Source organism: Amycolatopsis sp. FU40 (assembly GCF_021903635.1).
Lineage (GTDB): Bacteria > Actinomycetota > Actinomycetes > Mycobacteriales > Pseudonocardiaceae > Amycolatopsis > Amycolatopsis dendrobii.
In genome coordinates, this window is sequence record NZ_CP091381.1 from 6,245,908 (window position 1) to 6,266,105 (window position 20,198).

16 protein-coding genes are annotated in these 20,198 nt (G+C 69.2%); 7 read left to right on the top strand and 9 right to left on the bottom strand.

Annotation, left to right across the window (positions count from 1 at the left end):
- Nucleotides 1-53: 53 nt before the first annotated feature.
- Nucleotides 54-1,409: a phosphomannomutase/phosphoglucomutase gene (locus tag L3Q65_RS29215; protein WP_237597181.1), complete on the bottom strand. Its 1,356-nt coding sequence runs from the start codon at nucleotides 1,407-1,409 to the stop codon at nucleotides 54-56.
- A 75-nt stretch (nucleotides 1,410-1,484) separates the two neighbouring features.
- Nucleotides 1,485-1,838 carry a DUF3499 domain-containing protein gene (locus tag L3Q65_RS29220; RefSeq protein WP_037718335.1) on the bottom strand — a complete coding sequence of 118 codons (354 nt, stop codon included), beginning with the start codon at nucleotides 1,836-1,838 and terminating at the stop codon, nucleotides 1,485-1,487.
- 79 nt (nucleotides 1,839-1,917) lie between these two features.
- Here L3Q65_RS29220 and L3Q65_RS29225 point away from each other — a divergent pair, with 79 nt between their 5' ends.
- Complete coding sequence (locus L3Q65_RS29225) at nucleotides 1,918-2,382, top strand: metallopeptidase family protein (RefSeq protein WP_009083045.1); 465 nt, start codon at nucleotides 1,918-1,920, stop codon at nucleotides 2,380-2,382.
- 106 nt (nucleotides 2,383-2,488) lie between these two features.
- On the opposite strand, the gene L3Q65_RS29230 is transcribed toward L3Q65_RS29225, so the two are convergent.
- Together L3Q65_RS29230 and L3Q65_RS29235 are read right to left on the bottom strand one after the other, a co-directional pair.
- Entirely contained in the window at nucleotides 2,489-5,791 is a 3,303-nt protein-coding gene (locus L3Q65_RS29230) for a glycosyltransferase family 2 protein (RefSeq protein ID WP_182889979.1), read from the bottom strand.
- A 453-nt stretch (nucleotides 5,792-6,244) separates the two neighbouring features.
- Nucleotides 6,245-6,568: a WhiB family transcriptional regulator gene (locus tag L3Q65_RS29235; RefSeq protein ID WP_037355639.1), complete on the bottom strand. Its 324-nt coding sequence runs from the start codon at nucleotides 6,566-6,568 to the stop codon at nucleotides 6,245-6,247.
- A gap of 223 nt (nucleotides 6,569-6,791) precedes the next feature.
- On the opposite strand from L3Q65_RS29235, the gene L3Q65_RS29240 reads away from it, so the two are divergent.
- Nucleotides 6,792-7,550: a site-2 protease family protein gene (locus L3Q65_RS29240; RefSeq protein WP_237600949.1), complete on the top strand. Its 759-nt coding sequence runs from the start codon at nucleotides 6,792-6,794 to the stop codon at nucleotides 7,548-7,550.
- 4 nt (nucleotides 7,551-7,554) lie between these two features.
- On the opposite strand, the gene L3Q65_RS29245 is transcribed toward L3Q65_RS29240, so the two are convergent.
- Genes L3Q65_RS29245 through mshB form a run of 3 tightly spaced genes read right to left on the bottom strand, consistent with a single transcriptional unit; the run spans nucleotide 7,555 to nucleotide 9,564 of the window.
- Nucleotides 7,555-8,346 (bottom strand): hypothetical protein, encoded by a 792-nt coding sequence (locus L3Q65_RS29245; protein ID WP_182889978.1) that lies wholly within the window; start codon nucleotides 8,344-8,346, stop codon nucleotides 7,555-7,557.
- Nucleotides 8,339-8,740, bottom strand: a complete 402-nt coding sequence (locus tag L3Q65_RS29250) for a hypothetical protein (RefSeq protein ID WP_182890256.1) — start codon at nucleotides 8,738-8,740, stop codon at nucleotides 8,339-8,341. The genes L3Q65_RS29245 and L3Q65_RS29250 overlap by 8 nt, the downstream gene beginning before the upstream one ends.
- Nucleotides 8,737-9,564 carry an N-acetyl-1-D-myo-inositol-2-amino-2-deoxy-alpha-D-glucopyranoside deacetylase gene (mshB, locus tag L3Q65_RS29255; RefSeq protein ID WP_182889977.1) on the bottom strand — a complete coding sequence of 276 codons (828 nt, stop codon included), beginning with the start codon at nucleotides 9,562-9,564 and terminating at the stop codon, nucleotides 8,737-8,739. The genes L3Q65_RS29250 and mshB overlap by 4 nt, the downstream gene beginning before the upstream one ends.
- A 658-nt stretch (nucleotides 9,565-10,222) precedes the next feature.
- Here mshB and L3Q65_RS29260 point away from each other — a divergent pair.
- The 5 genes from L3Q65_RS29260 (at nucleotide 10,223) to L3Q65_RS29280 (ending at nucleotide 16,213) form a co-directional block, all read left to right on the top strand.
- Nucleotides 10,223-11,971 carry an ABC transporter family substrate-binding protein gene (locus L3Q65_RS29260; protein ID WP_182889976.1) on the top strand — a complete coding sequence of 583 codons (1,749 nt, stop codon included), beginning with the start codon at nucleotides 10,223-10,225 and terminating at the stop codon, nucleotides 11,969-11,971.
- Between the two features lie 187 nt (nucleotides 11,972-12,158).
- The gene (locus tag L3Q65_RS29265; RefSeq protein ID WP_182889975.1) at nucleotides 12,159-13,139 is read left to right on the top strand and encodes an ABC transporter permease; all 981 of its coding nucleotides are present in this window, start codon (nucleotides 12,159-12,161) and stop codon (nucleotides 13,137-13,139) included.
- Nucleotides 13,132-14,091, top strand: a complete 960-nt coding sequence (locus L3Q65_RS29270) for an ABC transporter permease (RefSeq protein ID WP_237597182.1) — start codon at nucleotides 13,132-13,134, stop codon at nucleotides 14,089-14,091. Before L3Q65_RS29265 ends, L3Q65_RS29270 begins: the two co-directional genes overlap by 8 nt.
- Nucleotides 14,088-15,185, top strand: a complete 1,098-nt coding sequence (locus L3Q65_RS29275) for an ABC transporter ATP-binding protein (protein WP_182889974.1) — start codon at nucleotides 14,088-14,090, stop codon at nucleotides 15,183-15,185. The genes L3Q65_RS29270 and L3Q65_RS29275 overlap by 4 nt, the downstream gene beginning before the upstream one ends.
- A complete protein-coding gene (locus tag L3Q65_RS29280) occupies nucleotides 15,182-16,213 on the top strand; it encodes an ABC transporter ATP-binding protein (protein WP_182889973.1) in 1,032 nt (343 codons plus the stop codon). Before L3Q65_RS29275 ends, L3Q65_RS29280 begins: the two co-directional genes overlap by 4 nt.
- Before the next feature lie 60 nt (nucleotides 16,214-16,273).
- On the opposite strand, the gene L3Q65_RS29285 is transcribed toward L3Q65_RS29280, so the two are convergent.
- Both L3Q65_RS29285 and typA read right to left on the bottom strand, forming a co-directional pair.
- On the bottom strand, nucleotides 16,274-17,977 hold the full coding sequence (locus L3Q65_RS29285; protein WP_370648229.1) for an ABC transporter family substrate-binding protein: 1,704 nt from the start codon (nucleotides 17,975-17,977) through the stop codon (nucleotides 16,274-16,276).
- Between the two features lie 243 nt (nucleotides 17,978-18,220).
- The gene (gene typA, locus L3Q65_RS29290; RefSeq protein WP_182889971.1) at nucleotides 18,221-20,152 is read right to left on the bottom strand and encodes a translational GTPase TypA; all 1,932 of its coding nucleotides are present in this window, start codon (nucleotides 20,150-20,152) and stop codon (nucleotides 18,221-18,223) included.
- Nucleotides 20,153-20,198 lie beyond the last annotated feature (46 nt).

Genomic DNA, 20,198 nt, shown 5'->3' on the forward strand with positions numbered 1-20,198 from the left:
CGCGTTGTTGGGGTGTTGAGGGCGCCTTCCGGACACAATCCGGCGCCAGCCGGTCAGGCCCGGACAATGGCCAGCACCTCGGCGGTGAGCGCCTCGACCGCGGCCCGGTCGGCGGCCTCCACGTTGAGCCGCAGCAGCGGTTCGGTGTTGGAGGGGCGCAGGTTGAACCACGCGCCGCCGGGCAGCTGCACGGTGAGCCCGTCCAGCTCGTCGATCTGGACGCCGGACTTGCCCGCGTACGCGTCTTTCACCGCGAGCATCCGCGCGACCTGATCGCTGACCGTCGAGTTGATCTCGCCGGACGCCGCGTAGCGCGAGAAGTCCTGGGTGAGCGCGGACAGCGGGCCGTTCTGCTCGCCGAGCGCGGCCAGGACGTGCAGCGCGGCCAGCATGCCGGTGTCGGCGCGCCAGAAGTCGCGGAAGTAGTAGTGCGCGGAGTGCTCGCCGCCGAAAATCGCACCGGTGCGGGCCATCTCGGCCTTGATGAAGGAGTGCCCGACCCGCGTGCGCACCGGCTTGCCGCCGTGCTCGGCGACGATCTCCGGGACGCCCTTAGACGTGATCAGGTTGTGGATGACCGTTCCGCCCGGCTCCTTGGCCAGCTCGCGCACCGCGACCAGCGCGGTGATCGCGCTCGGGGAGACCGGCTCGCCGCGCTCGTCCACGACGAAGCAGCGGTCCGCGTCGCCGTCGAACGCCAGCCCGGCGTCCGCGCCGACCTCGCGCACCTTGGCCTGCAGGTCGACGATGTTGGCCGGGTCGAGCGGGTTGGCCTCGTGGTTCGGGAAGGTGCCGTCGAGCTCGAAGTACATCGGCACGACGTCGATCGGCAGTCCCTCGAAGACGGTCGGGACGGTGTGCCCGCCCATGCCGTTGCCCGCGTCGACCACGACCTTGAGCGGCCGCGAGCCGGAAAGGTCGACGAGATTGCGCAGGTAAGCGGCGTAGTCGCTGAGGACGTCACGCTCGGAGACGGTGCCGCGCTGGCCTTCGAAGGCGGGGACGCCCTGCTCGACGGTGTCGCGGATCTCAGCGAGGCCGGTGTCCTGCCCGACCGGCGAGGCTCCGGCGCGGCACATCTTGATGCCGTTGTACTTCGCGGGGTTGTGGCTCGCGGTGAACATCGCGCCCGGCAGGTTGAGCGAGCCGGAGGCGAAGTAGAGCTGGTCGGTGCTGGCCAGGCCGATCGACACCACGTCGAGGCCCTGGGAGGTCACCCCGTCGGCGAACGCCGCGGACAGCTCCGGCGACGAATCGCGCATGTCGTGGCCGATCACCACGGCCGGCGCCTCGGGTTTGATGAGCAGCGCGAACGCGGCCCCGAAGTCCCGGACGAGGGCGGCGTCGAGCTGTTCGCCGACCACGCCGCGAATGTCGTAGGCCTTCACGATGCCCGAAAGGTCTGGCACGCCTTCTCCCCGCCGCTAGTTCCGTGGCGACGCCACTCGCGCCGCGGGCGAAAGCCTACCGGTCGGGGGGACGGCTCAGGCGCGCCCCGGGAGGACGCGCAGATGGCCGCGCCTGCCGGAGGGCCCTTCGGGCTCGGGCTGCGCGGGCGGGACGTCGGAGCGGCCGGCCTCGCGGACCGCCTCGGCCAGCGCGGTCAGCTCGTCGGCGGACTGCTCAGGAGCGGCGAAGGCCCCTTCGTGGCGGACGACTTCCCAGCCCTTCGGGACGGTCAGCCGCAGCGCGTGGGCCTCGCAGAGGTCGTAAGAATGCGGTTCGGAAGCGGTGGCCAGCGGCCCGACGACCGCGGTCGAGTCCTGGTAGGCATACGTGAGCGTGGCGACAGCGGGTTCGAGGCAACCCGTTCGCGAACATTTCCGTACGCTCCGCACGATCCGAAACGATAGCGCGTCGCCGCAAGCGAGTACCGGCGACACGCGCGTTCCCCTGGCGACCGCATAGACTTGGACGGTGGCGACGGCTCGTGACTACCGACAACGGCAGCGGCTGCGACGGGACCGGCACGGCCGGGGCCTGCGCGGAACGCTCTATCCGGCGTCCCTGCCCGCGGCCGCGAGCCGCGCGGAACGCTTCGACGCCCTGGTGCTGGACGCCCTGGAGCCCATCGAAGCCCGCTGGCGGCACGAGCTGACGAAACTGGACGTAGCGGTAGACGACGTCCCCGAAGTCCGCATGGACGGCCGAGCCCCCGCAGACGGCGTGCTCCACGACGGAGCAGTCCCCCTGTCCCGCCTGGTGCCCGCCGGAGTCGACCGAACCGGCCTGCCCACGCGCGCCCGCATCGTCCTCTACCGCCGCCCGCTCGAGGCCCGCGCCAAAGACCCGTCCGAACTGGCGGACCTAGTCCACGACGTCCTGGTCGAGCAGGTCGCCGGCTACCTGGGCGTAGAACCAGACGTCATCGAAGGCGACTGACCCTCCGCCTACGGACGCAGCCGATCCGAAGCCGCCCAGCACAATCAACCTTCGGGGTGCCCCACGCACCACCCGGGTGCAATGTCGCTGCCAGGCGACGAGCCTCTCAGTCCCGCCGCCGAGACGGAATAGCCGTCAACGCCGTAAACAACACCGCAGCCAACTGCACCAACAGCAACAACCCCCGCTCAGTCCCAGGAAACGTCACCGACACCTCCGAAGACTTCGCAGGCACAGACACCGCGACCTGATGCCCCCAGGCAGGCACGATCGGCACAGCCTTCCCGTCAACGCTGGCCTGCCACCCGGCCTCCTGCTCAGCCGCCAGCACGAGCAACCGCCCAGTCGGCCCCTCAGAAGCCCGCACCCGGACGTCCGGCAACCGAGCAGCCACCGGTGAAATCCCCGGGTTGGTCCCCGGCGCACCCCCACCGGTCACCGCCTGCTTGGCCAGCTCCGGCGAGATCAACGCCACCTCCCCGGACTTGGGCAGCAACCGCAACGTAGGCCGCCCGTCCGACATCGGCGCAGCCACCGCGGCAAGATCACTGGCCGCAGCAGCAAACGCCCGAGCATCCGTCCCCGCGGGCAACACCACGTACTGCACGCCTGAAGCCGCAGCAGCCGCGTACACCCGCTTCAACGCCGCGACATCCCCTTGTCCCAGCCCACGCCGCCACTCCGCCAACCGCTCCGGGGTTCCCTTGACCGGCGCGAGCTCGTCATCCCCAAAGAGCGCCAACCGCCCCCCGGTCTGCCGAACCTGCCCAGCACTGACGTCCAGCACCGCCCGTCCGGTAGCCGCGACATCCGCCGCCACCTCAGGCGCGAGCTGCGGCCGCGCCGCCGCCGTCAACGGCCCCTCCGAACCAGTCGCGACCGCCCCAGCAGCCAGCGCAGCCACCACTACAACCCCAGCAACCGCCAGCACCTTCGGCAGCCACGCGGCAGGCATCGCCGAACCACCCCGCTGCCAAGTCGCCAGCACGGCCCACAACAGGCCAGCCCCAACGACGAGCAACGGCACCCCGGCATACCCGGACGCAGGCGCCCCGCCCTGCATCGGCGTCAACTGCACCTGCCGCACCAACACCACGCCGATCAGCCCCAGCACCGCAAGCGCCAGCCCGCCAACGACCTGCTTCCGCGGCCGCACCACGAGCGCGACAAGCGTCGCCGCGAGCACCACGACCCCGATCGGCCACGCTCCCGGCCCACCCGGCGTGAGCCCAGCGAGATCCGTAGCCGACGCAGGCGCCGCCGGACCGCCGAGACCTTGCAGCAGCAGTTCCGGATGCCGCAGCAGCACAGTCGGCCAGGGCAGCAGCAGAACCAGCGGCAACAGCACGACAATCCCGACCGACGCCACCCGCCGAGCCAGCCCGGACGGCGCGGGCAACACCACGAACCCGACGAGCAGACCCACCAGCGCAAGCCCATGCGCGAGCGGCGAAAACGCCCCAAGCAACGCGACGCCGAACGCCGACAGCGCTGAGACGTGCAGCCACCGCGTCCCCGGCCGAGTCAGCAACCGAACGATGCCCGCCACCACGAGCGGCAACACGAGATGCACTACAACCACATCAAGCCGCCCCTGCGCGACCGACGCCGTGGCGGCAGGAAGCAACGCGTACGTCGCGGCAACAGCAGCGCGCACCCAGCGGCGCACAGCGAGCTTGCGAGTGGCGACGTACGCGCTGAGCGCGGCGAGCGGGATGTCGCCGATGAGCAAGATCGCCACGAGCGCGGCCGGGCCGCCGATCGGAGCGAAGATCGCGCCGATCGTGCCCAGCACCGGCAGCGTCGCGGGAGCGGGCGCGCCGGTGCCGCCCGCGACCGAATGCCACGGCGACAGGTACGTCGACCAGATCTCGCCGAGCCCGCCGACCGGCAGCAGCTGGCCGCCCCACAGGTCGAGACCGAGCCGTCCGCGGTTGAGCACCAAAGCCAGCGCGGTGAGCAGAACGACCAGCACCACCGGCGGCGCGAAGACGGTCGCGGCGAGCACCCGTCGCCGGTTGACCTCCACGAACACCAGATCCGGTTCCGGCGCGGCCGGTTCCGGACGAGGTGACGGCGACGGCTGGGCCGTGGTCTCCTCGACCGGCTCAGTGTCCTCTTCGGACACCGGGGCTTCCGGCAGCGTGACCGCGACGACCGTGCCCGGACGGCGCAGCCCCCGGCCGCGAGTGCTCAGCCCGCGCAGCGCACCGGCGGGCAAGGCGTCCGGACCGACCGGACGCGCGCCGGACGCGGCGAGCGCCTCCGGCGGAATCCACGCCGACTCCTGCTCGACGCTTTCCGGCACCGTCCCGAGTGCTACATCGCTCTGTACCCCGCGCCGGACGAGTCCGACCACCCCGGCGCTGATCGCGTTGCGCAGCCTCGCGATCCGGCTCGTGAAGAGCCCGCGGACGGTGCCCGGCCGCGGCTGCTCGCGCCGCCACGCACGGGCCGTGCGGAGATTTCCCTTGCCCCCGCACAGGTATCCGAGCGCGGCCAGTTCCGCGCCTGCTTCGGTGGTGCGCCGCAGCACGAAGAACACGAACGCGCGCAGCACCAGCATGACCGGCAGCCGGACGAGCCCGAACCAGAACGACGGGGCCGAGCAGTTCACGAGAAAGACGCGTACGCCGTGCGAACGGTTCAGCGCGGCCAGCGGACGGCCGGCGGCGTCCGGGGTGCGCTGCCCGGTGGACAGGGCGCGAGCGTGCCGGACGCGCGCGGAGGGCACCGACAGCACGAGCGAGCCCGCCGCGTTGGCGCGCCAGCCGAAGTCGAGATCCTCGCGCAGCAACGGGAAGTCCTCGTCGTAGCCGCCGAGTGCGTCCCAGAGTTCCCGCTGCACCAACGATCCGGCGCTCGGGACGGCGAGGACCTCGCTGGGTTCGCCGTCCGGCGCGGCCATCTGCTGGCGGTGCCCGGAGGCGTCGGTGGACAGCCCCGCCTCGACGATCAGCCGCGGATCGGTCCAGTCGGTGCCGAGCGGCCCCAGCACTTTCGCGGACGGGTTTTCCTCCGCGGCGCGGACGAGCTGGTCGAGGCAGTCGGGTTCGGGGGCGCAGTCGTCGTGCAGCACCCACAGCCAGGTTCCCGGGTCGCCCCACCGTTCCACCGCGTGCGCGACGCCCGCGGCGACCGCCTCCGCGAACCCGGTTTCACTCGTCAGAGTGACAACTCCGGACAGCACCGGCTCCTCGGCGGCCGCTCCCGGCTGCGCTGCGTCGGCGAGCAGTTTCGCGGTACGGTCGGTTGATCCGGTGTCCACGGCGAGCACGTGCCGCGGACGGACTGTGCTGCGCCGCAACGCGGAAAGCGCCAGCGGCAGCCATTCTTCGCCGTCGTGACAGACCACAATGGCCAGAACGGGCAACGTCCGCACAGCGGGCGGAACGACAGTGCGAGGCAAGAACGGCTCCTGCTCGGACGGGACGATGGGTGCGGTCACCCTACGGCCTGCGCCGAAGGGCGGGCACCGGCCCACGCCGCGCGTCCGGCGGATCCCACCGCGTGGACGAACCGAGACAAAAGAAATTCCGCGAGTGCCGAACCCGCACTCAAGCGAGCGACCGGCGGCACCCGATTCGGCCGCGAGATCCGCGGCGTCCCGGGGGTTCCGGCGCGGAAGACGAAGATCACAAAGAGAACCGCGGCACAGCACCGATTTTCCGGCGGCCGTGACGGCACTTCCGCCCTCACGCTCGCCGCCGGACCGGGCCGCGTGGGTCTGGCGAATGTGCCCGGTGCCACCTCGGCGAGGACTCCCATCCCGCCGTGGCGCACCGGCCGCAGCACTCGCTCGCCGCCAGCCGGCGACGGGGCGCGCCCCCGGTCCGCGTGGACCGGGGGAGCCGAAACCCGTTTAGACGGCCCGTTTCTTCAGCTTGCGACGTTCCCGTTCGGACAGTCCGCCCCAGATGCCGAAGCGCTCGTCGTGCGCCAGCGCATACTCGAGACAGTCGTCCTTGACCTCGCAGCCAAGGCAAATCCGCTTGGCCTCGCGGGTCGAGCCGCCCTTCTCGGGGAAGAACGCCTCCGGGTCGGTCTGCGCGCACAGGGCGCGCTCCTGCCAGTCCTGCTCCTCGGGGACGTCGAAAAGGTCGGTCAGATCCCCGAGCTGCTGCTCCGGGTTCTCTCCCCAACCCACGACGTGCCCCCATTCCCTGTTGTCCGCTTCCAACCGCACGTCCGCCTCCTCGCTCCTACGCACTCCCCAGGCTGGCGGTGGTGAAACGACACCCGCTGCCCCCTCCGACAGCGAATGACATCACTGTGATTACACCTGTGTAGTGCGGCCAGGTCAAGCCGAGTAGCGAGTTCGGGGGATCTCTGTGCCCGGGTGCGCAAGGGGACACGCCGAAGACTTCACACCGGGCATACGGAAGACTGGTGGGGTGCAGAGATCAGCAGTGCGTCCGAGCCCGATCTTCCTCGGCATCCTCGCCGTCGCCGTCGCCGGTGGTTTCCTGGCTGCATACGGTGATTCCACGACTCTTCTCGGTTCCCGCGATCCGATGTTCATCGCGGGCGTCGTGCTGCTCGTCCTGGGCGGCTGGATGGCTTCGCTGACGCTCCACGAGTTCGGGCACGCCTTCGTCGCCTTCCGCGGCGGTGATCACGAGATCGCTCACAAGGGGTACCTCTCGCTGGACGTCCGGCGTTACGCCGACCCCGTCCTGTCCTTCGTGCTTCCGCTCATCTTCTTGCTGATCGGCGGCATCCCGCTGCCCGGCGGCGCGGTGTGGATCAACCGCGGCGCGCTGCGCAACCGTGCCACCGCGTCGTGGACCTCGCTGGCCGGCCCGCTCAGCAACCTCGCCGTCGGCGCCGCGCTGTGCCTCGCGACGATGCTGATCCCGATGGCGTCCGGCCTCTTCTACGCGATGTCGTACCTCGCGCTGCTGCAGATGATGACCTTCCTGATCAACATCCTGCCGGTGCCGGGACTGGACGGCTGGGGCGCGCTGGAGCCGTACCTCTCACCGCAAGCCCGGGCGTTCGGCGCGCGGGTGCGGCCGTGGGCTCCGCTGGTGCTCTTCGCGCTGTTCTTCCTTTTCCGGCCGGTGTCGGATCTGCTCTGGACGATCGCCGGGGCCATCTACGAACCGCTCGGCGGCAACGCGATCGCGGCCGCCGTCGGGCAGAAGGCGTTCCTCTTCTGGCACTGAGGGCTCAGGCCCACTCCCGGTGGGCCATGAGCCACGCGTGCGCGCGCTTCCAGACCTTTTTGAGCCCGGAGCGCTCGCCGAGGTAGTCGCCCGCCGCGCCGACCACCGGCAGCATCCCGAGCACCCGGTGGAACCATCGGCCGCGCGGGCGCTTCTCGAGTTCGCCGGTGATCCCCCACAGCGATTTGCCGAGGTGCCAGAGCGTGCTGGCGACGGCTTTCGCGGTCACCTTGCCGTGTTTGCGGTGGGATTCGTCGAGGTCCTCGGTGAGCCGCGCGGTCTCACTGTCCTCTGCGGACTTCGCGGACTTGTCATGGCTCGCGCCCGCCGCGAGGTCGGCGTCGATGTCGCGTTCGAACAGCACCGAGGCGATCAGCCGGACGCGGCTGCCGACGTCGGTCACGCCGTACTCCCCCGCGATCGCGCACAGCACCAGTCCCTGCGACGCCGCGCCGAGGGTGTCCTGCACCGGCAGCCGGTCGGCGAGCGCGCCGCCGAGTCCGGGGATCGACGTCAGCAGCGAGGTGAGCCTGCCGACGCGGTTGACCCACCAGCTCGCGCGCTGGTCGATGTCCATCGCCGCCCATCCCGCGGTGCCGGGCACCTTCACCGTCGTCAGCGCGTGGAGCATTTTCTTCTTGAAGCCCGCGTCGGAGAATTCGCCCTCGCCGCGCCGGGCCCGCGCCTGCAGGCCGAACGGGTCCGCCTCGCGCAGGGCGTCGATCATCGGCGCGCAAGCACGGACGAACGGGCGCAGGATCGCGACGACCTGACGGTCCGAAATGGCCTCAGACACGGGCGCCTCCCTTCGCCGCGGCCCGGCCGAGCCCGCCGCCGAGGACCAACGCGGCGGGCAAGGCACTCGCGCCGAGCAGCAGCAGCGCGCGCCAGTCCTGGACGAGCACGACATCGCCGCCCGGACCGAACAGGCCGACCCCGAACACGACGAGTACCCACACCAGCAGCGGTACGAACGAGAGCCCGGGGCGGACGAGCTTCGCCGCGGTCAGCACGAGCCACGGCGTGGTGACCGCGCCGACCACCGCGGTGATCGGGAACGGCACCTCGCCGAGCGGGCCGAGCCGCAGCGGGAGGAAGAACAGTTCGAGCAGCGCCAGCACGACCGCGTCGAACGCCAGCAGCACCAGCATCAGCCACTGGTCGCGAGTGAGCGGGGCGGACACCGTCACCACCCGCCGAACAGGTCGGTCCCGGCTCCGGCGGCGTCGCCGTGGGCGAGCACGAAGTATTCGGCGGACGGGATCGGCTGCGCGATGTTGTTGGTCAGCGCGAAGTGGCTGACCGCGCCGTCGACCACGGTCAGCTGGGTTTCGTGCGCGCGCAGTGCGGCCAGCTTCGTCTGCCGGTGCGCGGAGATGTCGACCACAGTGGTGATCTTGCCGTCCGGAGTGGACGGAAGCTCGCCGTCGGCGGCCACCCGGAACGGTGAAGTTCCGTCGGCGCGCAGTTCGGCCAGGCCGACGGTGAGCGCGGCTTCGGACTGGACCACGTGGAAGACCCGCTGGACAGACGGGGCGTCCGGGGCCGCCGCCATGGTGATCTCGTGCGCGCGGATGTGGTCTGGGTGGCCGTAGCCGCCGAAGGAGTCATAGGTGACGACTACCTGCGGGGCGAAATCGTCGATCAGTTCGCGCAGCTGAGCGGTCTGCTCCGCCGCCGGCCCGCCGGTGAACGCCCTCGGGTGCGCGGCAGCGGGCGTGCCCGCCATGCCCGAATCGCGCCAGCGGCCGATGCCGCCGAGGTACTCGTGGCGCGCGAGGCCGAGCGCGGCGGCCGCTGCGGCCATTTCCCCGGATCGGTATCCGCCGAGCTGGTCGGCCTCCGCCGCGACGAGCCGCGCGAGCCGGGGCGGGACGATTTCGCCCTCTTCGCCGAGCGTGCAGGTCACGACGCACACCTCGGCGCCTTCGGCCGCGTAACGCGCGATGACCCCGCCGGTGGCGATGCTTTCGTCGTCCGGGTGCGCGTGGACCAGCAGCAGCTTCCGCTTCACGCCCTCAGGTTAATGACCGGTGGGTCCGTGGCCGGGAGGCCGACCCCCGGCGCGGCGTTCGGAGGCCGCGAACCCGCGGCGTGCACGGGAAAATGCATTCGCATCCCACGACGTCGGACCAGCGTCCCGGACCGTGGGCGTTCCCTTCCGCGGAACGTTCCGCGGTTCGGAATGCGCGGACGAGGACGCAAGATGCTCGGAACACCCACCGAGTACCGGTCGCCGTCCGGGCAGTCCTGCCCGCGTCCGGCGGCGGGCGCATTGTTTCGCTTCACGAGATCGGACCAATTTCTTGTCACTTCGGGTTCGTCGCGGCCACGTGACTACTCCATTAGCTGGGGTACCGCGTACGGAACGGGGCGGTTATTGTCCGCCGGGCCTATTGGCCCACTGGACCGAACTGCCACCCGAACTGGTTCCGAATTTCCGTGATCAACTACTAACCGTAGTCGATCAAGTGCGGAAACCACGGTGCAACCAGGGGGCACGAGATATCTGTTCCGCAACGATCTCACTGAGAGTGTCCGGATCGATAGGTTTGCCGTCTGTCCAATGCCTAAGTTTCACGGCTACGGTGAGCAACGCGATACCGATCGGTGCTTGCGCGTCAGGAAGAGCCGCCTCGCAAACCCGCGACGGCGTCGAGCAAGGAGAATGAATGTTAGTGACGACTAGGTCGCGTGCCGCGAAACTCGGCGCGTTCGTCGCGGGCGCGGCCCTTCTGCTCTCCGCATGCGGTGGTGGCGGAGGCGGCAACAGCGCGGTGCAGACCGGGCAGGCATTCGCCGACTGCGACAAGAACCCGAACACCTGCAACGCGGCACAGGCCGATCAGCTGACGCAGGGCGGCGACGTCACCTACGCCATCGAGAAGAACGTCCCGAACTGGAACGTCATCTCGGCCGAGGGCAACGTCTTCGAAACCGGCGAGGTCACCAAGGGCCTGCTGCCCTACACCTTCTACGCGACCCCCGACCTCAAGCCGGTCCTGAACAAGGACTTCGTCGAGTCGGCCGAGGTCACCAGCACCAGCCCGCAGACGGTGGTCTACAAGCTCAACCCGAAGGCCCAGTGGTCGGACGGCACGCCGTTCTCCGCCGACGACTTCATCTACAACTACAAGGTCCAGAACGGCAAGGACTGCCCCGACTGCGCCGCGGCCAGCACCGCGGGCTACGACCAGGTCAAGTCGGTCACCGGTTCCGACGGCGGCAAGACCGTGACGGTCGTGTTCGACAAGCCGTTCACCGACTGGAAGCTGCTCTGGAGCTCCGGCGGCGCGATGTACCCGGCGCACCTGGCCAAGCAGCACGGCGACACCAACACCCCGGCCGGCCTCGCGTCGTCCTTCAAGTGGTTCGGCACGACCGTCCCGACCTGGTCCGGCGGCCCGTGGAAGATCTCGAAGTTCGTCAACAACCAGTCGGTCACCGAGGTCCCGAACGAGAAGTACTGGGGCGCGAAGCCGAAGCTGAACAGCGTCATCTTCCGCGTCATCACCGACGCGACGCAGGAGCCGACCGCACTGCAGAACAACGAGGTGCAGGTCATCTACCCGCAGCCGCAGGTCGACCTGATCAACCAGGTCAAGAACATGCCGAACATCTCCTCGTTCATCGGCCTCGGCCTGACCTGGGAGCACTTCGACTTCAACCTGAAGAACCCGGCGCTGGCCCAGAAGCCGCTGCGCCAGGCGCTGTTCACCGCGGTCAACCGCAAGGACATGATCGCCAAGACCGTCGGCCAGTTCACCAACAAGGTCGAGCCGCTCAACAACCACAACTTCGTGCCGCAGCAGACCGGCTACAAGGACACGGTGAGCGCGACCGGCCAGGGCTCGGGTGACATCGAGAAGGCCAAGAAGATCCTGACCGACGCGGGCTACAAGCTGGCCAACAACCAGCTGAGCGACCCGAGCGGCAAGCCGGTTCCCGAACTGCGCATCCGCTACACCGTCGGCAACCAGATCCGGCAGAACGAGTGCGAGCTGTTCGCGCAGACCGCGGCTCAGCTGGGCGTCAAGGTGAAGGTCCAGTCCACCGACGACCTCGGCCAGACCACCACCAGCGGCGACTACGACGTCATCGTGTTCGCGTGGGTCGCTTCGCCGTTCCCCTTCGGCGGCGCGATCCAGAACTGGGGCACCGGGCAGGGCAACAACTACGGCAAGTACAGCAGCCCGCAGGTCGACAGCCTGATGGCGCAGGCCAACGCCGAGACCGACCAGACCAAGGCGGCGGACCTGCTCAACCAGGCCGACCAGATCATGTCCGAGGACGCGTACGTGCTTCCGCTGTACCAGAAGCCGACCTTCATCGCCTCGTCGGACAAGATCGCGAACATCCGCAACAACTCGACCCTCGACGGGCCGGTGTACAACATGGCGGAGTGGGGCATCCGGAAGTGATCAACGACCGGTAGATTCCCGCAGGAGCACCGGTGAAGGGCCGGCCGCAAAGCCGGCCCTTCACCGTATCCGCGAACGATTGCCCTTTTAGTTCCCGAACACCACGATTGCCCCGTTACGTCGCCAAGGCCCTGCCACCACGAGCGGCGGGCGCCGGCAGAACACCGTCCAGAGCAGGAAGACCTCCATGCTTGCCTTCGCACTGCGCCGGCTTTTCGTCTCGGTGCCGATCCTCATCGTGTCGACGTTCGTCGTCTTCGTGATGGTGTCGCTTTCGGCCAACCCGTTGACCCCGCTGATCGCGAGAAACCCGCCGCCGCCCCCTCGCACCATCGAGCTCGAACGCATCCGGCTGCATCTCGACCAGCCGATTCTCGAGCGATACTGGCACTGGATCACCGGCGTGCTGCACGGTGATTTCGGCCCCTCGGTCCAGTCCACCATGAACATCGGCAGCGAGGTGTTCGGCCGGTTCGGCGTGACGCTGCGGCTGATCGTGCTCGCCATGGTGGTGGCGCTGATCCTCGCCGTGCTGATCGGCGTGATCAGCGCGTCGCGGCAGTACTCCAAGTTCGACTACACCGCGACCTTCTTCGGCTTCCTCTTCCTGTCGATGCCGTCGTTCTGGTTCGCCCTCGTGCTGAAGCAGATCGGCATCTCGATCAACACGACGGTCGGCGACCAGGTCTTCTACACCATCGGTTCCTCGTCGGTGGTCGCCGCGGGCGGGTTCTGGGCCCAGTTCGGCGACGTGCTCGGCCACTTGATCCTGCCGACGATCTCGCTCGCGCTGACCAGTTACGCGGCCTGGAGCCGCTACCAGCGCGCGTCCATGCTCGAGGTGCTCAACAGCGATTACGTCCGCCTCGCGAGGGCCAAGGGCCTGCCGCGCTGGACGGTGACGCGCAAGCACGCGCTGCGCAACGCGCTGATCCCGCTGACCACGGTGACCGCACTCGACATCGGCTCGATCCTCGGCGGCGCCGTGGTGACCGAGACCGTGTTCCAATGGCAAGGCGCGGGCGCTTTCCTGCTGGACGCGATCAAGCGAAGCGACGTGTACGCGGTGGAAGCCTGGCTTCTCATCGCCGCCACGTTCATCATCCTGCTCAACTTGGTCGCCGATCTGCTCTACGGCCTGCTCGACCCGAGGATCCGCTATGCCTAACGACGTATTCGACACCCCGCCCACCACCCTGGGCGGTGCTCGGTTCGCTCCGGACGACCCGCAGACCCCGAAGGGTGCGCCGGAACGCGAGTTCACGGTCAAGGAGCGCAGCCAGGCTCAGCTGGTCTTCCGGCGGTTCCTGCAGCACCGGCTCGCGATGATCAGCCTCGTCGTGTTCGTGCTGATCATCCTGTTCGCCTACGTCGGAGCCGCGATCTGGAAGTACAACGCGGCCGACATCACCGAGCAGAACTCGGCCCCGCCCTCGGGCGACCACCCGTTCGGCACCGACGCGGTCGGCCACGACACCCTCGCGCAGGTGATGCGCGGGACGCAGATCTCGCTGCAGATCTCGATCCTCGTCGCGATCTTCGCGACCGTCGTGGGCACGGTCTGGGGCGCGGTCGCCGGTTATTACCGCGGCTGGCTCGACACGGTCCTGATGCGCATCGCCGACCTCGTGCTCACGCTGCCGCTGCTCGCGGTGGCCGCGGTGCTGGGCCACCAGTCCGGCGGCACGTGGTGGCTGATCGCGGTCGTCATCGGCGGGCTCTACTGGGCGTACGTGTCCCGGGTGGCCCGCGGCGTCGTGCTTTCCTTGCGCGAGAAGGAGTTCGTCGAGGCGTCCAAGGCGCTCGGCGCGAGCGACAGCCGGATCATCTTCCGGCACCTGGTGCCCAACGCGCTCGGCGCGATCATCGTCAACCTGACGATCCTCGTGTCCATCGCCATCCTGCTCGAGACGGCGCTGTCGTTCCTCGGCTTCGGCGTGCAGCCGCCGGACACCTCGCTCGGGCTGCTCGTGAGCAGCGCGCAGACCGCGATCGACACGCGGCCGTGGCTGTTCTACTTCCCGGGCATTTTCATCATCCTGATCGCACTGACGATCAACTTCATCGGGGACGGCCTGCGGGACGCGTTCGACCCCCAGCAGACGAAGGTGCGCGCATGACCCAGAACGGCTCGCAAGGACGCGGCGGCGATCCCGTCCTCGTCGTTGAGGACCTGACCGTGCAGTTCCCGACCAGCGAGGGCGTGGTCAGCGCCGTGCGCGGCGTGAACTACCAGCTTCGCCGCGGCGAGGTGCTCGGCATCGTCGGCGAATCGGGCTCCGGCAAATCGGTGACCTCGCTCGCGGTGATGGGCCTGCTGCCGAAGACCGCGAAGGTGTCCGGCTCGATCCGGTTCGGCGGGCAGGACCTGCTGAAGTCGAACGAGAAGGAACTGAACAGGGTCCGCGGCAAGGGCATCGCGATGGTCTTCCAGGACCCGATGACCTCGCTGAACCCGGTGTACACCGTGGGCGACCAGATCGCCGAGGCGATCACCGCGCACCACGACGTGCGCAAGGACGTCGCGAAGAAGCAGGCGATCGAACTGCTCGACCTGGTCCGCATCCCGAACCCGAAGCAGCGCGCGGACGAGTACCCGCACCAGCTGTCCGGCGGCATGCGCCAGCGCGTCGTGATCGCGATCGCGATGGCCAACAACCCGGACGTGATCATCGCGGACGAGCCGACCACCGCGCTCGACGTGACGGTGCAGGCGCAGATCCTCGAAGCACTGCAAGCCGCGCAGAAGGAAACCGGCGCGGCGATGGTGCTGATCACGCACGACCTCGGCGTGATCGCGGGCCAGGCCGACCGGGTGCACGTGATGTACGCGGGCAAGGTCGTCGAGTCCGGCACGGTCGACGACATCTTCTACAACCCGCGGATGCCGTACACGCTGGGCCTGCTCGGCAGCCTGCCGCGGCTGGACGTGAAGACCGAACGGCTCACGCCGATCACCGGTTCGCCGCCCGCCACGCAGAACATGCCGCCGGGCTGCCCGTTCAGCCCGCGCTGCCCGCTGTCGCAGCCGATCTGCGACGAGGAGGAACCCGAGCTCGTCGCGGGTCCGAACGGCCAGCACGCGGCCTGCCACTTCACCGAGCAGGTCGTCGGGAAGGACCCGGCCGAGCTGTTCAGCGCCACCTCGGCCGACGCGGCAGCCGTCCCGGTCGCCGTGGACGCCATCGCGACCGACACGGAGACGAACCAATGAGCGAGGCCACGGCGGGACAGGCCCCCGTCCTCTCCGCGCAGAACCTGGTCAAGCACTTCCCGATCCGCGGCGGCGGCATCCTGCGCCGCGTTTCGGGAGCGGTGCAGGCGGTGTCGGACGTGTCGTTCGACATCTACCCGAACGAGACGCTCGCGCTGGTCGGCGAATCCGGCTGCGGCAAGTCGACCACCGCGCGGGTGGCGCTGGCGCTGCAGCCGCTCACCGGCGGCAAGGTGACCTACGAGGGCAAAGACCTCGCGTCGATGAGCAAGCGCGAACTGCAGCGGCTGCGGCGCAGCATGCAGATCGTGTTCCAGGACCCGTACGCCTCGGTCGACCCCCGGCTGCCGGTGAACGAGATCATCGCCGAACCGCTGCGCATCCACGGGCTGTACGAGAACGGCGGCAAGCAGCAGGTCCGCGACCTGATGAAGACCGTCGGGCTGCGCCCGGAGCACGGCAACCGGTTCCCGCACGAGTTCTCCGGCGGTCAGCGGCAGCGCATCGGCATCGCCCGCGCGCTCGCGTTGAAGCCGAAGGTGCTGGTGCTGGACGAGCCGGTGTCCGCGCTGGACGTCTCGATCCAGGCCGGCGTGCTGAACCTGCTGAAGGATCTGCAGGCGGAACTCGGTTTGTCGTACCTGTTCGTGTCCCACGACCTTTCGGTGGTGCGGCACGTGGCGGACCGGATCGCGGTGATGTACCTCGGCAAGATCGTGGAGACCGCGCCGTCGGAGGAGCTGTTCGAGAATCCGGCGCATCCGTACACCCAGGCGCTGATCTCGGCGATCCCGGTGCCGGATCCGCGCAAGGAACGGACGCGGCAGCGGATCGTGATCACCGGTGACGTGCCCAGCCCGGCCAACCCGCCGTCGGGCTGCCGGTTCCGCACCCGGTGCCCGAAGTTCGCGAACCAGCTGGACGACGCCGGCCGCGAAAAGTGCAAGACGGAAGAGCCCGCCTTGATCGACCGGGGGCACGCGCACCCGGTGGCGTGCCACTTCGCGGAAAGCCTGCAGCTGATCTGACGCAGCATCGGAAAGGGGCCTCGCACTTCACCGTGCGGGGCCCCTTTTTCGCGTGCCGGATCAGGTCGCGCCGCGAGTCCAGTTCACCGCGGAGCCGAACGGGCCCTGCATCGGCGGACCAGGCGTCAGGCCGGAGATTCCCTTGCCCACCGCCAAAGTCTCGGCTTCCTGGAACAACGGGATCACGACGTTTTGGGACCACAGCTGCGGTTCCAGCGTCTTGAGCGAATCGGTGACAGTCGCCGAACCGGTAAGAGCCGAGTCGATTGTCGCCTGCAAGCCTTGGTCGCACATTCCCGCGGGATTGGCCGGGATCACGGGCTTCGTCTTGTCCACCGGCGCGGGTTCGGGGGCGCAGCCGTAACTGGACGCCAGTACCGTCGCCGGGTCGCCGCCGACGGGCTGGCCCACGACCGCGATGTCGACGCCGACGGTGCTGTTCGAATCCGGGCTCGCCTGCTGTTTCCCGTTCACCACCGGCATCGCCAGCAGCGACGAATACAGATCCCGCGGCTGCGGTTTGATCTGGTTGACCTCGATGCCGCCCGCGACCAGCTCCGACGCCAGTTCCTTCGCGACGGACGCGTACGGTTCCTGTTCGCCGGGCGACGCGAGCACGATCGACAGCGTCTTGTTTCCCTTGCGCCACACGCCGGCTTCCTTCTTGTACCCGGCGGCGGTGAAGTACTGCTCGGCCTTGGTCGCGTCCGGCGCGGCGGGCGGACCGGCCGGAATGGTCGCCGCGTAACCCTTCGCCGAAGGCGGCAGGACCTGGGCGTCCGCTTTGAGCGTCGCGGACGGGCCGCCCTTCGCCCCGGTCGTGATCAGCTTTCCGCGGTCCAGCAGCGCGGCGATGCCCGCGCGGACCTGGGGATCGGAAAGCGTGGCGCTCACCGGGCGCAGCAGCACCGACGCGGTCAGCGGCCGCGGCACCGTGTGCAGTTTGACCGCCGAGCCCAGGTCGTTCAGCAGTTGCAGACCGGTGGAATCGGTGCGGGTCAAGGAGAACTGGTCGTTGCCGCTGCGCAGTGCGGTCGCGATGCCGGACGCGTCGGAGCGGCGCAGGATCAAGGTGTCGACCGCGGCCGGCTTTTCCCAGTACCGGTCATTGCGCTGGAGAGTCGCTTCGCCGCGAGCGGTGTCGATCGTTTTGATCGCGAACGGTCCGGCGACCGCGGGGAAGCTCGTCGCGAGGGCGTTCGTCCAGCCGCCGGGCGAGTCCTTGAGCAGGTGCTGCGGCAGCAGATTGTCGAACAGCGTCTGCCAGGCCGGATACGGTTTGCTGAAGGTGACCTCGACGCCCTTGCCGCCGTCGCGGGATTCGATGTCCGAGATCAACCGGTAGCCTGCCGGGTCGATCACGCCGGGATTCGTCTTCATCGCATTGGCGAGATAGATGAAGTCCTCGGTGGCGATCGGGGCGCCGTCGGACCACGAGGCGTCCGGGCGGATCACGTACTTGACCGTGAACGGCACCTGCGAGACCACCTCGGCCGAAACCATCAGCGTCTTGTCGAGCGTGCGCGTGCCGTCGTCGGACTGCCGGAACACCGAGGGCAGCAGCAGTTGCGACAACGCGGTGGTGATCGTCGACGAGTCCGCGATGCTGTGCGGGTTGTAGCCGCCGACCACGTCGTCCACGCCGACCACGATCTGCGACTGCGACGCCGCGCTGGTCGTGCTCGACGGCGGGGCCGACGTGACCACCGGGGGCGGCGGGGTGTTCGAACACGCGGCGAGCAGTACTCCCGCCAGCGCCAGCACCGGCCCCAGCCGGCGTCCGAATCGCACGCTCGTCCTCCTGAAAGTTCCCGCCGCGCTCCGTGGTCCGAGCGGACATGCTGCCATGCCAGGGCGGGGGCCGGCATCGAGATTCCCACATCGGCCGCCGCTCCGTGACATCGGAGCGGGTACCGCCATAAGAGTGGACGCGCGAACCACCGTCGCGGTTCACGCGAAAGGGCGCCTCCCGGGAACGGGAGGCGCCCTTTTTCACCTGCGAGAGGTTCAGCTGTTGTTGTCGCGGCTCTTGGCCCGCGAGCGCTCCTTGGCGCGGGTGTTGATGTCGAGCGTGACCTTGCGGACCCGCACGACCTCCGGCGCGACCTCGACGCATTCGTCGCTCGCGCAGAACTCCAGCGCCTCTTCGAGGCTGAGCTTGCGCGGGCGGGCCAGCGTCTCCATCACGTCGGCCGAGGACTGCCGCATGTTGGTGAGCTTCTTTTCCTTGGTGATGTTGATGTCGAGGTCCTCGAACCGCGGGTTCTCGCCCACGACCATGCCCTCGTACACCTCCGCGCCGGGCTCGACGAAGAACGTGCCGCGGTCGGCGAGCTGGATCATCGCGTACGCGGTGATCGGCCCGGACCGGTCGGCCACCAAGGATCCGCTGTGCCGGGTGCGGATCTCGCCCGCCCACGGGAAGTACCCCTCGAACACGTGGTTCGCGATGCCGGTGCCGCGGGTTTCGGTGAGGAAGTCGGTGCGGAAGCCGATCAGGCCGCGCGAGGGCAGCACGTAGACCAGCTTGATCCGGCCGGTGCCGTTGCCGCTCATGTCCTCCATGCGGCCCTTGCGGGACGCGAGCAGCTGCGTGATCGCGCCGAGGTGCTCCTCGGGCGAGTCGATGTACAGGCGCTCGAACGGCTCGTGCAGCTTGCCGTCGATCGTGCGCAGCACCACCTGCGGCTTGCCGACGGTCAGCTCGAAGCCCTCGCGGCGCATCTGCTCGACCAGGATGGCCAGCGCCAGCTCGCCGCGGCCCTGCACCTCCCAGGTGTCCGGGCGCTCGGTCGGCAGGACGCGGATCGAGACGTTGCCGATCAGTTCCTGGTCGAGGCGGGCCTTGACCAGCCGCGCGGTGACCTTGTCGCCGCCGTTGCGCCCGGCCAGCGGCGAGGTGTTGACGCCGATGGTCATCGAGATGGCGGGCTCGTCCACGGTGATCCGGGGCAGCGCGACCGGGTTCTCCGGGTCGGCGAGGGTGTCGCCGATGGTGATGTCCGGGATGCCCGCGATCGCGACCAGTTCGCCCGCGCTGGCCTCGGCCGCCGGGACGCGGGTGAGCGCCTCGGTGACAAGCAGCTCCGAGATCCGGACGTTCTGGACGGTGCCGTCCTCGCGCATCCAGGCCACGGTCTGGCCCTTGCGCAGCTTGCCGGCGTGGATGCGGATCAGCGCGATGCGGCCGAGGAAGTTCGACGCGTCGAGGTTGGTGACCAGCGCCTGCAGCGGGGCGTCCAGGTCCGCGGCCGGGGCCGGGACGTGCTGGAGCAGGGTCTCGAACAGCGGGTCGAGGTTTTCGCTGTCGGGAAGGCCGCCGTCCTCGGGCTGCTCCAGCGAAGCCTTGCCCGCGCGGGCGGAGGCGTAGACGACCGGGAGGTCGAGGATCGCGTCGAGGTCGGCGTCCTCGATGTCGCCCGCCAGGTCGAGCAGCAGGTCGTGGGTCTCCTCGACGACCTCGGAAATCCGCGCGTCCGGCCGGTCGACCTTGTTGACCAGCAGGATCACCGGCAGCTTCGCCTCGAGCGTCTTGCGCAGCACGAAGCGGGTCTGCGGCAGCGGGCCCTCGCTCGCGTCGACCAGCAGCACGACGCCGTCGACCATGGAGAGGCCGCGCTCGACCTCGCCGCCGAAGTCGGCGTGACCCGGGGTGTCGATCACGTTGATGGTGACCGTGCCCTCGGGGGTCTGGCGGTGGATGGAGGTGTTCTTCGCGAGAATGGTGATGCCCTTTTCCCGCTCGAGTTCACCGGAGTCCATCACGCGGTCGACCAGCTCGGCGCGTTCGGCGAAGGCGCCGGACTGGCGGAGCATGGCGTCGACCAGAGTGGTCTTGCCGTGGTCGACGTGGGCGACGATCGCGACGTTGCGCAGGTCGGGCCGGGTCTTGCCGGACGCGCGGCCGGTTTCGACCGCGGTGGCGCTGGCTGCGGGCACGCGAAGACTCCTGAACTTCGAAGAAAAAAGGCGGGTGGCACCGCGC

Coding starts and splice junctions, on each gene's coding strand:
- L3Q65_RS29265 (WP_182889975.1), top strand. CDS start 12,159: ATGCTTGCCTTCGCACTGCGCCGGCTTTTCGTCTCGGTGCCGATCCTC.
- L3Q65_RS29280 (WP_182889973.1), top strand. CDS start 15,182: ATGAGCGAGGCCACGGCGGGACAGGCCCCCGTCCTCTCCGCGCAGAAC.
- L3Q65_RS29260 (WP_182889976.1), top strand. CDS start 10,223: ATGTTAGTGACGACTAGGTCGCGTGCCGCGAAACTCGGCGCGTTCGTC.
- L3Q65_RS29275 (WP_182889974.1), top strand. CDS start 14,088: ATGACCCAGAACGGCTCGCAAGGACGCGGCGGCGATCCCGTCCTCGTC.
- L3Q65_RS29270 (WP_237597182.1), top strand. CDS start 13,132: ATGCCTAACGACGTATTCGACACCCCGCCCACCACCCTGGGCGGTGCT.